12 protein-coding genes are annotated in these 12572 nt (G+C 69.8%); 8 read left to right on the top strand and 4 right to left on the bottom strand.

From position 1 onward, the window contains the following. Positions 1-29: 29 nt before the first annotated feature. From AB0F91_RS15605 to AB0F91_RS15590, 4 genes are all read left to right on the top strand, one after another. Positions 30-440: a DUF3151 domain-containing protein gene (locus tag AB0F91_RS15605; protein WP_360598107.1), complete on the top strand. Its 411-nt coding sequence runs from the start codon at positions 30-32 to the stop codon at positions 438-440. Positions 441-575: 135 nt separating this feature from the next. Then, a complete protein-coding gene (locus tag AB0F91_RS15600; RefSeq protein ID WP_360598106.1) occupies positions 576-1451 on the top strand; it encodes a helix-turn-helix transcriptional regulator in 876 nt (291 codons plus the stop codon). Beyond that, on the top strand, positions 1423-1593 hold the full coding sequence (locus tag AB0F91_RS15595) for a DUF397 domain-containing protein (protein WP_360598104.1): 171 nt from the start codon (positions 1423-1425) through the stop codon (positions 1591-1593). Before AB0F91_RS15600 ends, AB0F91_RS15595 begins: the two co-directional genes overlap by 29 nt. Next, positions 1593-2237: a TetR/AcrR family transcriptional regulator gene (locus AB0F91_RS15590; RefSeq protein WP_360598102.1), complete on the top strand. Its 645-nt coding sequence runs from the start codon at positions 1593-1595 to the stop codon at positions 2235-2237. Before AB0F91_RS15595 ends, AB0F91_RS15590 begins: the two co-directional genes overlap by 1 nt. Positions 2238-2285: 48 nt before the next feature. On the opposite strand, the gene AB0F91_RS15585 is transcribed toward AB0F91_RS15590, so the two are convergent. After that, positions 2286-3473 (bottom strand): diguanylate cyclase, encoded by a 1188-nt coding sequence (locus AB0F91_RS15585; protein WP_360598100.1) that lies wholly within the window; start codon positions 3471-3473, stop codon positions 2286-2288. Between the two features lie 313 nt (positions 3474-3786). Beyond that, the gene (locus AB0F91_RS15580) at positions 3787-5046 is read right to left on the bottom strand and encodes an MFS transporter (RefSeq protein ID WP_360598098.1); all 1260 of its coding nucleotides are present in this window, start codon (positions 5044-5046) and stop codon (positions 3787-3789) included. 342 nt (positions 5047-5388) lie between these two features. On the opposite strand from AB0F91_RS15580, the gene AB0F91_RS15575 reads away from it, so the two are divergent. Next, complete coding sequence (locus AB0F91_RS15575; protein ID WP_360598097.1) at positions 5389-7284, top strand: FAD/NAD(P)-binding protein; 1896 nt, start codon at positions 5389-5391, stop codon at positions 7282-7284. A gap of 22 nt (positions 7285-7306) precedes the next feature. On the opposite strand, the gene AB0F91_RS15570 is transcribed toward AB0F91_RS15575, so the two are convergent. Continuing rightward, positions 7307-8623, bottom strand: a complete 1317-nt coding sequence (locus AB0F91_RS15570) for a PQQ-binding-like beta-propeller repeat protein (RefSeq protein ID WP_360598095.1) — start codon at positions 8621-8623, stop codon at positions 7307-7309. Positions 8624-8864: 241 nt separating this feature from the next. On the opposite strand from AB0F91_RS15570, the gene AB0F91_RS15565 reads away from it, so the two are divergent. Beyond that, entirely contained in the window at positions 8865-9428 is a 564-nt protein-coding gene (locus AB0F91_RS15565) for a hypothetical protein (RefSeq protein ID WP_360598093.1), read from the top strand. On the opposite strand, the gene AB0F91_RS15560 is transcribed toward AB0F91_RS15565, so the two are convergent. Beyond that, positions 9418-9585, bottom strand: coding sequence for a hypothetical protein (locus tag AB0F91_RS15560; protein WP_360598092.1), 168 nt, complete (start codon positions 9583-9585; stop codon positions 9418-9420). The two genes, AB0F91_RS15565 and AB0F91_RS15560, sit on opposite strands and share 11 nt — an antisense overlap. A 672-nt stretch (positions 9586-10257) precedes the next feature. On the opposite strand from AB0F91_RS15560, the gene AB0F91_RS15555 reads away from it, so the two are divergent. Both AB0F91_RS15555 and AB0F91_RS15550 read left to right on the top strand, forming a co-directional pair. After that, positions 10258-11538, top strand: coding sequence for an acyl-CoA dehydrogenase family protein (locus tag AB0F91_RS15555; RefSeq protein WP_360598090.1), 1281 nt, complete (start codon positions 10258-10260; stop codon positions 11536-11538). Next, the gene (locus AB0F91_RS15550; RefSeq protein WP_360598088.1) at positions 11535-12539 is read left to right on the top strand and encodes a phosphotransferase family protein; all 1005 of its coding nucleotides are present in this window, start codon (positions 11535-11537) and stop codon (positions 12537-12539) included. The genes AB0F91_RS15555 and AB0F91_RS15550 overlap by 4 nt, the downstream gene beginning before the upstream one ends. The last annotated feature ends 33 nt before the right edge of the window (positions 12540-12572 follow it).

Raw genomic sequence — 12572 nt, 5'->3', positions numbered from 1 at the left:
TTCCTCTGAGCGCGCGGCAGAATGTCGGCATGACGCACAACCTCCTTGGCCCCGAGCCGACGCTGCTGCCCGAGCACACTGCCGCCCAGGCCGCCCTGGACGCGGGCACCGACCCGTCGGCCGTCGCCGCTGAACACCCCGACTTCAGCGCGGCTTGGGCCGCCCTCGCCGAGAAGGCCCTGTCCGACGGCGAAACCGTCGCGGCCTACGCCTACGCCCGCACGGGCTACCACCGCGGTCTCGACCAGCTCCGCCGCGCCGGCTGGAAGGGCTTCGGCCCGGTGCCGTGGTCGCACCGCCCCAACCAGGGTTTCCTGCGCGCCTTGGCCGCCCTCGGGATCGCCGCCGGCCGCATCGGCGAGACCGACGAGTACGACCGCGTGAAGACCTTCCTCAACGACTCCGACCCGGCTGCGGGAGAGGCGACGGGGTTGAAGTAAGCGGCTTGACATAACCGTGCTGCGAAGGGCTTTCGCGGCTCCGTCATCGCGCGCGGAGCCCTTCGCGGCGTTCCTTCGGGTGATCTCCGGCGTGAACGTCAGTGTCCCCAGTTGTGGACACTTTACGTTCACTGAATGAAAACCACCGCCATGCTGACGCCGAGGATCCGCACCCTGGGTGCGTCCCTTCGTGCGGCGCGGGTCGGTGCGCATTACGGCGTTCGTGAGCTGGCCCGGCGGATCGGGGTGAGCCCGTCGCTGGTGGTGCATTGGGAGCTGGGGTCGCGGGTGCCGACAGCCGAAGATGTGTCCGGGGTGCTGGGCGCGCTCGGGGTTGTCGGAGACGAGAAGCAGCGGATTCTCAACTTGGCTCACGGATCCGCCGAAGAAGGATGGATCGCCTACGGCCGCCCCGGAACACCGAACCAGCTGCATTGCCTGGTGGCGTGCGAGCAAGCCGCGAAGGCGATGGTCGAGTGGTCGCCGCTCGGCATTCCGGGACTTCTCCAGACCGCTGGCTACGCGCGGGCGCTGCTCGAGTCGACTGGGCTGGCGGCCGCCGAAGTCGAGCGGCGTATTGCGGTGCGGCTGGAGCGGCGGAAGCTCATTGTCGGCGCCGACCCGCTGCCGTTCGAGGCGCTGGTCGGCGAAGCCGCCCTGCGGGACACAGTCGGCACTGCGGCCACCATGGCCGGGCAACTGCGCTCGCTCGCGAGCTTGTCCGCACGCCCGACGATCACCATCCGAGTGGTGCCGTCGGGCATCGGCTGGCACCCCGGTCTCGCCGGGCGGTTCATCCTCTACAACATCCGGGACTCGCGACCGGTGGTCTACTTCGAGCATTTGAGCTCAGGTGCCTTCGTGGCCGATGACTACGATGTGCGGCAGTACCGCGCGGCTATCGAGGGGATCCGCAAGGTCGCACTCAACGCGGCCGATTCCGCCGCGCTGGCTACCCGGCTTGCGGAGGAGATCGAGGAACGTGGCGGAGACCAGGTGGCGCAAGAGTAGCTACAGCGACAAGGAAGGCGCCTGCGTCGAGGTCGCGCTCGATCGCGCCACCGTTCTCGTGCGTGACTCGAAAGCCCCGGCGCTGCCTGGCCACAGCTATCCCGCCTCGGCTTGGCAGGCGTTCGTTCGCCACCTCCGTTGATGTCGAGCCCCGCGCCGCGTGGGAGGCCGCGGAAGCTGCCCGTGGCGGAGCAGCGCGGCAGGGTCGTGCGGGCGGCCACGGAGGCCGTGGCGCGGCATGGCTTCGAGGCGGCGACGATCGAGGAGATCGCGCGGGCCGCGGGGGTGTCGCGGCAGTCCGTCTACGAGCAGTTCGGGGAGCGGAAGAACCTGTTCGCCGAGGTGGTCGCCGATGCTGAGGAGCGGGCGTTCGCGGCGATCGGGGCGCCGGCGCGGGATGCGTCGGAGCCGGATCTGCGGGCGTGGGCGCGGGCGAACTACGCGAACATGTTCCGGTTCGTCGAGGACGACCCACACTCGTTTCCCGTGCTCAGAGAGGCCGAGCGGGCGGGGAATCCGGCGCTGACGCGGCTGCGGGAGCGGCTGGCCGTGATCTACGCGGAGGCGAGCCGCAAACGGTGGGCGGCGTACGGGGTGGACTCGGGGCGCGCCGACAAAGCGCTGGTGACGTTGTACTTCGCGATGACCGAGGCGTTGGTCCAAGTGTCCTGGGAAGGTGACCCGCCGGCCCAGGACGCGTTGGTGGACCTGCTCACGGAGTTCACCGTCGGTGGGGTGCTGAGGCTGCAGACCCAGGCGGCGGATGTGATCGAAAGGCTGCGGTAGGTCCGGCCGAAGCTCGGGGGAGGAAGCCGGCCGGATCCCGCGCAGAACTTACGCGACGGCCGCGAGCTCCCGGGCCGGCGAGGAAACCGCGCCGATCACCCGGTTGCGGCCGCCGTGCTTCGCCGCGTACACGGCGGCGTCGGCGGAAGCCATGACCTCGTCGACGCTCGTGCCGTCCATGGGGAACGACGCGACGCCGATCGACGCCGTGCGCTGGGAGATCTCGACGGCCGCGCCTTCGTTGGTGTGCGTCGGGATCACGAGCTCGCTGATGCGCCGGCGGATGCGTTCCGCCGTCACGATCGCGTCTTCCTTCGACGTCGAGGGCAGTAGGGCCACGAACTCCTCGCCGCCGAAGCGGCCGACCAGGTCGTGGGCGCGGGTCTCCTGCTTGACGACGGCGGCGACCGCCTTGAGCACGTCGTCGCCCGCGAGGTGGCCGAAGGTGTCGTTGATGGACTTGAAGTGGTCGAGGTCGATCATCAGCGCGCCAAAGCTGCCGTTCTCGCGCTCGGCGCGGGAAATCTCGCGCTGCGCGCCGTCCTGCCAGGTGGTGGCGTTGAGCAGCTGCGTCTTCTGGTCCGTGGTCGCGAGCTCTTCGAGGCGCTTGATCAGCACCGAGCGCTGCAGCACGTACAGGGGCAGGATCACCAGCGCCGACAGCAGCGGCTCATTGGTGAGCACCATGGTCAGCAGACCGCCGACGCACAGGATCGACGCCTCGAGGAGGTTGTCGTCCATGGTGCCGAGGCACGACGCGGGGGTCGCCTTCGCCGGGTCGGCGAGGTACAGGCCGAGGCCGGTCAGCCCGGTGTTCACGGCGAAGTAGCCGAGCGCGGCGGCGGCGACCATCGTGACACCGTGGCTGCCCGCGAGGTGACCGGCGAGCGCGGCGCCGAAACCGGACAGGATCATCGTCGTCGCGTTCGCCGCGACGCGGTGGGCCTCACCCGGACGGGTGCCGTTCCAGCTGCGGAACGCGAGGTAGACGTAGAGCAGGACGGCCAGCCCGGCCACGAGCTGCGGCGGCACCAGCAGCGCGGCCGGCAGCAGCCAGACGGAGGTCACGTTGATGTGCGGGCCACGGCTGAGCATCCGGCGCTGGCGCTCGATCTGCCGGGTGATCTCGGTCTGGGCGACGGCCAGGCCGGTGATCAGCGCGAACAGCTCCAGCTGACCTGCGGTGACCGGGACCAGCAGGCTGCTCACGACCGCCAGGACCACGGCGACGACCATGCTCGTCAGCGTGACGGCGATCCACCGTCGCGGCCGCGACCACAGCGCCCACCCCTTGATCGCAGCGACCGCGCCCTGCCCAGACCGTTCCCCCGATGTGACCATTTTTCCCCCAAACCCTTGCGCGAATGTCCGGTGACAATCTCCTCACGCACAGTTTCGGGCCGTTTGCCGCCTGTCCACAAGGGCCTTAGGTGTGTACCTTTTTCCCGAACACGCCGGATGAAGGGTGACCAGCTATGCGCAGCAAAGATCAGTGACCGCGTAGCAGCACCGCAAGGTCGCGCAGGTCAAAGCCCACGCGCGGAGCATGTCAGGCATGCTCGGCGCGTGTGGCTTCCTTCGCCGTACCCTCGCTCGTCCGGCCGGCGAACGTCCGCTGCCACATGATCGTTAGCGGAATCGTAATCAAGAGTCCGACCAACCCGAAGATTCCGACAGTCGTCTGGGCGGTCAGGTGGTCGGCGATCACTCCGCCGATCAGGGGAACCACGCCCATCGTGGTCGTCAGGCCCGTGTTGGACAGGCCCATCGTCTGCGCCCGGGTCTCGTCCGGCACCGCGACGGTGAGCGAGGCCGTGGCCTGCAGCAGTGCGATCGTGCCGAATCCGCCGGAGATCACGAACAAGATGATCGACACGACCGGCCCTGGCTGCAGGAAGCAGAGCAAGAGCGGGATCGCGGCGAGCGCCGTCATCGGCCCGATCAGCTTCGGCCGCACGTCGGCGGGCACCCAGCGCGTGTAGACGAAGGTGAAGATCACGCTGCCCACCGGGTCGGCGGCCAGCAGCAGGCCGATCACCTCGGGGCCGCCGCCGGACGACGCGACGTACGGCGCCGCGATGCCCTCGTACACGGGCATCAGGCCGGCGAGCCAGGTGAACAGCATCAGCGAACGCAGCGCAGAGGTCGCGAAGCCGACCTTGCCGCCCGCGCTCAACGACGCGAGGAATGGCTTGCGCTTCTCCCCGGTCGCGGCCGCCGGGCGTGCCTTCACACCGAAGCGGATGAACAGGGCCGAGAGCACGAACGTGCCGGCGTCGAGGACCAGTGCCAGTCTCGGGTCGAGCGCCAGCAGCAGCGCGCCACCGCCCGCGAAGCCGAGCAGCTGCGCCGACTGCACCGTCATGCTGCGGATGCCCATGCCGACCACGAACCGGTCGCCTTCGAGCACCTGCGGCAGGAGGGCCAGCTGGGACGCCTTGAACGGCGGGTTCAGCAGCGAGACGCAGCCGACGAGCACGCACAGGACCCAGAACGGCAGCCCGGGAATGGCCACCAGCAGGATCAGCGCGGCCCGCGCGGAGTCGACCACCACCATCACCGTGCGCCGGGAGAAGCGGTCGGCGATGCCGGTGAGGAAGATGCCGCCGAGCAGGGACGGGAAGAACGTCAGCGCGTAGGTGAGGCCGGTGAGCGTGGCCGACTGCGTGGTGGCGTAGACGAGCACGGACAGCGCGACGCGGGCCAGCTGATCACCGGCGATCGACAGCAGCTCGCCGAACCACATCGCGCGGAACTCGGCGACCCCGAAGACCTCGCGGAACGTCACCCGTCCCGGTGCTGCCGTCATGCGTGCTTCTCCCCGACATTCGTGTGCGGACGGTGCCGCACGGTGATCAGGCGGTGACCTTAGGACCTCTTGGTCACGAGCCAATCACAAAACGTGAGTCGCCAAGGTCAGTGTCCCGTGGCTGTTGGTGAATCTCTAGGTTCTTTCGCCGGTATCCAACAGGTCACGGACAGTTCTCCGAGTGTCCAGACCATAGCGCCGAGCACCGTCAAGATCACGAGGGTAGCGTGCTGTGGCCTGCGCCACACTCGCCCGGATGCCGGACCGCGTAGTGCAGTCGCACCGGTGTCCGCACTGTGGGAGCACCACTTTGTGGGCGTTTTGCGGCGTAGCTTCGAGTCCGTGGCCGATCACCCGACATTCGCGCTCGCCGTCGTGGGCGCCGGACCTCGCGGGGTCGGTGTCCTGGAGCGGCTCTGCGCCAACGCACCCGAACTGCTCGGCGACCGGCGGTTCGTGGTGCACCTGATCGACCCGTTCCCCGTGGGGCCGGGCCGCGTGTGGCGCTACGAGCAGTCGCCGCTGCTGCGCATGAATTCCATGCCCGAGGACGTCACGATGTACACGGACGACTCGGTGCGCATGGCGGGACCGGTTGCGCCCGGGCCGTCGCTCATCGAATGGGCCCGCGAGGTGCGTGCGGGTTCCTTGTCCTTTCCCGTGCCCGACGACCTGCGTGCGGAGTTCGACGCGCTCGCCGGCACGGACTTCCCGACGCGGCGGCTGCAGAGCCTGTACCTGCGGTGGTTCTACGAGAAGGTGCTCGCCGAGCTGCCGCCGGGGATCGAGGTGGTGGAGCACGCGAGCTCGGCCGTCGCGATCGAGGACGGGCCGCCGCAGCGCGTGCGCTTGGCCGATGGCTCCGAGCTGACCGCCGACGCCGTGCTCCTGACTGTCGGCCACCTCGACGCGACGCCGGACGAGGGCGAGAGCGCGCTGGCGGCCTTTGCCCAGCGGCACCACCTGGCGTACTACCCCGCGGGCTACACCGCCGACGTCGACTATTCGGGCGTGCCGGCCGGCGAGCCCGTGCTCGTGCGCGGGTTCGGGCTCGCGTTCGTCGACCTCATGCTCCTGCTCACGGAGGGCCGCGGCGGCCGCTTCGAGGACCGGCCGGGCGGTGGCCTGCGCTACCACCCGGGCGGCGCCGAGCCCGTGCTGCACGTCGGCTCGCGGCGCGGGGTGCCCTACCACGCGAAGACGGGATACCGGTTGCGCGGGAAACCGTTGCAGTTGCCCAGGTTCTTCGATTCCTACGCGATCGAGGCGCTGTGCGCTCGGCCGGGGCCGATCGACTTCCGCGCCGACGTGTGGCCGTTGATCGCGAAGGAGCTGGCGTGGGCGTATTACACGGAGCTCTTCACAGGACACCCGGATCGGGTACTGATGGACTTCGCGGTTTTCGCGGACCGGTTCGCGGATCTGGCGTGGGGAACGTCCGAAATGGAATCCCTTGTTGTTTCCGCGGTTCCTGCCGAAGAGGATCGGCTTGACCTGGAACGGCTGGACCGGCCTTTCGGCGGCGAGCACTTCGAGTCCGTGGATGAATTCGGAAAGGCTGTCCGGGAGTACGTGGAAGCGGACCTCGCGCGCCGCGCGGACCAGCGGTTCAGTGCCGATCTCGGCGCGTTCATGGCGTTGTTGTCCGTGGTCGGGCAGCTTCCGGCGCTGTTGATGACGGGCCGGCTTTCGGCGGCGTCGCAGGTCGCCGATATGGACGGGTGGTTCCGCGGGTTCTTTTCGTCCTACGCGAGTGGCCCGCCACCGCGTCGGCTGGAGGAATTGCTGGCTCTCGCCGACGCCGGGCTGGTTTCGTTCCTGGGCGCGGATTTGCTGGTGACGGCGGATGAAAACGCCGGGGAATTCGCCGCGTCGAGTTCGAGCTTTCCCGACGTGGTGCGCGCTCGGACGCTGATCGAGGCGCGCCTGCCGGAAGCGAGCGTGCCACGCGCGTTCGACACGCTGCTCCGCCAGATGCGCGACACCGGGACCCTGACCGAGGAAACCGTCCCCGACGCCCTCGGCGACGACCAGCCCTCGGGCCGCATCGCCACGCGCATCACGGACTCCCGCCTGCTCGACGCCGCGGGCACCGCGCATCCGCGCCGCTTCGCCATGGGTGTGCACACGAGCATCCGCTCGCCGGGAGCCTTCACGCGCCCCCGCACGAACGCGATCATGTTCCGCCAGAACGACGCTCTGGCGCGGGAACTGCTGCAACTGGCACCTGAGGACTAGCCCACCGCGAAGGTCGCGCCGATCACTTCTTGACCGGGTAGGCCTTGGGTGCGCCGTCCTCATCGGCGGCGATGCCGGCGTACGCGCTGACCAGGACGGGCGCGGCACCGACGTGGTCGGTGGACAGGTCCTTACCGGTCTTGGCGTCCAGCACGATCGGCTGGCCGCCCTGGGTTTTGCCGTACAACGCACCGTGCCAGGCGACGGTGACGCTGGGCGCGACGCGGTTGGCGGCCTGGTCCGGCAGGCTCCACAGCTTGGCGGCGGTCTTGGCGTCGTAGCCGGTGAGCACGCCGTCTTCCTCGCACGTCAGGACGGACTGCTGGTCGTAGAGGCAGTCGCCGTAGGCCTGGGAGCCGAAGCCGTGCGCGCCTTCGATCTTGGCCTTCTCGGCGCCGGTGGCGGGGTCGAGGAACAGCAGGAAGGGATGTCCGCTGCCGTAGTCGGTGCGGTTGGCCACGACGAGCGCCGGATCCGCCTGGACCATCGTGAGCCCGTAGGACTCGCGCGCGCCGATCCACTTCTGCTCTCCGGTGACCAGGTCGAGTGCGGTGGCCTGGGTCATCGAGGAGTTCTCGGGCACGTTGAAGTCGGTGCCGACGAGGACGTCGCCGTGGAGGCTGCCGGCCACGTAGTCCTTGCGCTGCCACAGGGTCTTGCCGGTGGCCGGGTCGAGCGCGGCCGTCACGTGGTCTTCGTCCTGGCTGTAGCTCGCGACCACGGCCTTGTCGGTGACGGCGACGACCTGCGTGACGGCGTTGCCGGCGTCGGCGTACTGATCGTCGGACACCTTGATGTCCGCCTGCCAAGCCTTGGTGCCGGACTGCTTGTCCGCGGCGAGCACCGACAGCGTGATGTAGGACGGTGTGGTGCCTTGTTCCGGCATGAGGACCGGAACGGCGCCGACCGCGAGCTTGTCGCCGACCGCCGGTGGGCGCGGTCCGGTCTCGTTCACGAACGGGCCGCTCTGGTTGTACGGGTCGCCGGGTTTGCCGGCGACCGGGACGGTCCACTTCTGGCGGCCCGTCAGCACGTCCACCGCGTTGAGCGCGGTCGGCTTGATGATGTAGGCGGTGCGGTCGCGCAAGGTCGTGAACGTCGACACGACGCTGCCGGCCACGTTGGCGCGCAATGCCTCGGCAGGCAGGCCGACGCCGGCGCCCGCGTCGAACGCGGTCGGCGGATCGGCGGTCGTGGCCGCGGGCTCGGTGGACGTCGGTTGCTGTGCGGCGGGTGTCGATCCGGACGGCGCCGAAGCGGTGCCGTCGTTCGTGCCGCCGCAGCCGGCGACCGTGATCGCTGTCCCCCAGCACGCCACGATGACCAGAGCTCGTCGCATGTGCGCCTGCCTTCCCCCAAGGTCCACTGCTTCGACCGCCGCACGATAGCCGAGTGGATGCGCGTGATGTGTCAGTTCACACGAATGTGTCACAATTTCCTGCTCAGCGGGGTGGATCAGGGAAGATCTCCCGGTGAAACCCGCCTCCGAGTGATGATTCGATCGGGTTTCCGGTTTCGCCCACCTGCTCGGCGGCTGTCGCTTACTCTCCGATGGTTCTCACTGAGGGGAAAGGTGCTCCATGTCCGTTCGTGCGCTAGTCGTCCTGACCACGGGTGCTGCCCTGCTGATCGCCGGATGCTCGGACGGCGTCGCCGGCTCGGCGGCACCGGCTTCGCCGAGTAGCTCGGCACCGGGGCGCTCGAGCTCCACGTCCACGTCCGCCCCCGCCTCCAGTCCCGCGCAGCCGGCCACGTCGTCGTCGCCCGCCACGTCGTCGAAGCCAGCGACCTCGGAGAAGTCCGCCGCCGGCGCGGTCGCGCGCTACGAGACCTATCTGCACGCGGTCGGCAAGCAGGACCTCGCGACGGCGTGCGAGATCGCCGCGCCGGCGGCCAAGAAGGCGCAGGACGAGGGTTGGGGACCGTGCGAGCAGACGTTCCCGGTGATGTTCCAGATGATCTCCCCGGCGCAGAAGAAGGCGCTGCAGAGCGCGACCGTCGACCGGGCCCGCGTCACGGAGGACAGCTCGACGAAGGTCGAGATCCCGGCCGCCGCGGTGCGGGCCGCCGTGAAGTTCACCGACAGCGACCTGGGCGACGTCACGCTGGAGTACCGCGGCGGCCAGTGGTTCGTCACCGACTGAGCGCCGAGCCGGGCCACCGGCTCGGGTTCGCCGGCCGCGGCAGCTGGCCCACGGTCTTCGCAGCGAGCGGGCACGCGTCGGGTGCGGGTTCGCCGTGGGCGAGGTCGTCGCCGCCGGTTACCAGGCCGAACCCGCGGCCGCCGACAGCCGCGCTCATGCCGTCGACGCATTCGGCGACGGCCGACTCCGGCGTGCGACCAGGGCAGCGTGGTGGCGCTGTCGAAGACGGTCTCGTCGAGGTCGAAGACCGTGGCGGTGAGCGTCACCGCACCGCCTCGGGCGGGGCGCGAAGGCGCAAATCTGTTCGATCGACGTGACCTTGAGCCACAGCCGGTCGGCGAGTGCGCGCAGCCGGGGCAGGCGCGCGACGCTGGTGTCGTCGTTGCATCCCTCGCTGATCACGGCCACCGGCGCGAGCCCGGGCGGCCATCAGCTCGACGGACGTGTCGGTTCGGCCGAGGCCGTTGGCCCGACACGGTGTGCGTGCCCGCGGCGCCTTCGTTGACTGCGCCATCGGTGGCAGCCGCAGCCGGTCGGCGCGCTCCGGAGGCATCGGCGCGCAGCTCAGGCCGCTGGTGTGGACGGCGTCGAACCCGGACGAAGGGCGAAGTTGTCCGGGAATCATGGCCACCGGCTTGAAAGCCGCGGTGCCCCGGCCACCGGGACGAGCCACTCCACCGTCAGGTACCGGCCCCGGCCGGGTGACCTCCGGATCCGCCGGACGGCCCAGGGACTGTGGAAATCCACAACGGCCCGTCACCGCGCGGCTGGTTCGCCGGGCGCGCCCTTCCTAGCGTGAGGGGCGTACGGCGAACCGGAAGGGCGGCAGATGACCTGGGATTTCTCCACGGAACCGGAGTTCGCGGCGAAGCTGGACTGGGCGCGGGAGTTCGTGCGCGCCGAGATCTACCCGCTGGAGGTGCTGGGGCTGGACCACGCGGGCTTCCGGCGGATCGCGAAGCCGTTGCAGCAGGCCGTGAAGGACAACGGCCTCTGGGCCGCGCACCTGGGGCCCGAGCTGGGCGGCCAGGGCTACGGGCAGCTCAAGCTCGGCCTGTTGCACGAGATCCTCGGGACGAGCGAGTACGCGCCTTACGTCTTCGGGTGCCAGGCGCCGGACTCGGGTAACGCGGAGCTGCTGGCGATCGCGGGTACTGAAGACCAGAAGACGCGCTGGATGCGACCACTGCTCGACGGCGAGCTGCTGTCCGCGTTCTCCATGACGGAGCAGGGCACCGGGTCCGATCCGCGGCAGTTCACGACGGCGGCCCGGCTCGAGGGTGACGAGTGGGTACTGGACGGCGCGAAGTGGTTCGTCGGCAACGCGTCGCGGGCGGATTTCCACATCGTGATGGCCGTGACGGAGCCCGACGCCGACCCGTACCACCGGATGTCGATGCTGATCGTCCCCACCTCCGCGCGGGGGATCACGACGCGCGAGATCGGGTTGATGAACGACCCGGATCACAAGAACGCCATCTGGTCGCACTGCGAGGTCGGGTACGAAGGCGTCCGCCTGCCGAAGGAGAACCTGCTGGGTGAACGCGGCGAGGCGTTCGCGTTGGCGCAGAAGCGGCTCGGGCCCGGGCGGATCCACCACTGCATGCGGTGGGTGGGCGTGTGCCGGCGGGCGTTCGACATGTTGTGCGAACGCGCGGTGAGCATTGACGTGCACGGGGGACCGCTCGCGGACAAACAGACGGTGCAGAACTGGGTCGCCGACAGCGCCGCGCAGATCGAGTCCGCACGGCTGCTGACACTGCAGACGGCGTGGAAGATCGACCAGGTCGGCGCGCAGGCCGCGCGCACCGAGATCGCGATGATCTCCTACCACGGCGCCACCGTGCTGCACGACGTGATCGACCGCGCCATCCAGGTCCACGGCTCGCTCGGCTTTTCCACGGACATGCCGCTGGAGCAGATGTACCGCTGGGCCCGCGCGGCGCGCATCTACGACGGGCCGGACGAGGTGCACCGGGTGACCGTCGCGCGGCGGCTGCTCAAGCAGTACCAGCCGGTGAAGGTGCCGACGGAACACATTCCGACGCGGCGCGCCGCGGCGCTGGAGAAGTTCCGCGACCGGCTCGAAGAGTTCACGGCGGCCCAGTGAGCACGCGGCTGCTGGACCGGCCGCTGGCCGGCTGGCTCACCGCGCACACCGGCGACCCCGGGCCGTGGGAGCTGCGGAAACTCACCGGCGGCAACTCCAACGAGACGTGCCTGCTGATCGGCCACGGCAAGAGTTACGTCTTGCGCCGCCCGCCCGACCACGCGCTGTCGGCGTCCGCGCACAGTGTCGCGCGCGAGCACCGGCTGCTCACGGCTCTCGCTCCGACGAAAGTCCTCGCGCCGAAACCCGTGGCGCTGTGCGAGGACCCGGCACAGACGCTGGCGCCGTTCCTGGTGATGGAGCACGTGGCCGGCTCGGTGTCGATCACGGACACGCTGCCCTACCCCGCGCAGGACATTGCGCAGGTGGCCGACGAGGTCGTCGACGCGCTCGCCGCCGTCCACACGCTCGACTGGCAAGCCGCCGGGCTCGCAGGGTTCGGGCGGCCCGACCGGTTCCTCGATCGGCAGGTCGAGCGCTGGTACCGGCAGTGGGAAGGCATCGCGCGGCGGCCGCTGCGGGCGATGCCGAAGATCGCCGCGTGGCTGGAGCAGAACAAGCCGGAGCCGAGTGCACCCGCGCTGCTGCACGGCGACTTCCACCTCGACAACTGCCTGTTCTCCGCGCACGAGCCGCGCCTGAAAGCCGTGATCGACTGGGAGATGGCCACCATCGGCGATCCGCTGCTCGACCTGGGGTTGCTGCTCGCGTTGTGGGGTGGGCGCGGCAGCGCGATGCCGGCCATCCAGGGCGTCTCCCGGGCGCCCGGCGCGCCCCCGCGCGAGCACCTGCTCCAGCGCTACGAGCACCTCGTCGGCCGCGAGCTCCCGCAGATCCGCTACTACCAGTGCCTCGCGCTGTTCAAGCTCGCCGCGATCGTGGAGGCCGCGTGGTCGCAGTTCCTCACTGGAGAACTCACCAGCGCCTACGCCGCCGCGCTGGAGCACGACGTGCCCGCGCTCCTCGACGAAGCTCTCGACACGGCGGGGGTGACGCCGTGACGTTGGAGGGAGCCACAACGGCACCCGCGATCG

The sequence above is a fragment of the Amycolatopsis sp. NPDC023774 genome, assembly GCF_040639695.1.
Taxonomy (GTDB): Bacteria; Actinomycetota; Actinomycetes; order Mycobacteriales; family Pseudonocardiaceae; genus Amycolatopsis.
This window is presented reverse-complemented; position numbering and strand designations above follow the sequence as displayed.

What these genes read in the sequence shown, in the direction of transcription:
- AB0F91_RS15605 (WP_360598107.1), top strand. Translation starts at nt 30, where the DNA reads ATGACGCACAACCTCCTTGGCCCCGAGCCGACGCTGCTGCCCGAGCAC.
- AB0F91_RS15600 (WP_360598106.1), top strand. Translation starts at nt 576, where the DNA reads ATGAAAACCACCGCCATGCTGACGCCGAGGATCCGCACCCTGGGTGCG.
- AB0F91_RS15590 (WP_360598102.1), top strand. Translation starts at nt 1,593, where the DNA reads ATGTCGAGCCCCGCGCCGCGTGGGAGGCCGCGGAAGCTGCCCGTGGCG.
- AB0F91_RS15585 (WP_360598100.1), bottom strand. Translation starts at nt 3,473, where the DNA reads ATGGTCGTCGCCGTGGTCCTGGCGGTCGTGAGCAGCCTGCTGGTCCCG.
- AB0F91_RS15580 (WP_360598098.1), bottom strand. Translation starts at nt 5,046, where the DNA reads ATGACGGCAGCACCGGGACGGGTGACGTTCCGCGAGGTCTTCGGGGTC.
- AB0F91_RS15570 (WP_360598095.1), bottom strand. Translation starts at nt 8,623, where the DNA reads ATGCGACGAGCTCTGGTCATCGTGGCGTGCTGGGGGACAGCGATCACG.
- AB0F91_RS15565 (WP_360598093.1), top strand. Translation starts at nt 8,865, where the DNA reads ATGTCCGTTCGTGCGCTAGTCGTCCTGACCACGGGTGCTGCCCTGCTG.
- AB0F91_RS15560 (WP_360598092.1), bottom strand. Translation starts at nt 9,585, where the DNA reads ATGAGCGCGGCTGTCGGCGGCCGCGGGTTCGGCCTGGTAACCGGCGGC.
- AB0F91_RS15555 (WP_360598090.1), top strand. Translation starts at nt 10,258, where the DNA reads ATGACCTGGGATTTCTCCACGGAACCGGAGTTCGCGGCGAAGCTGGAC.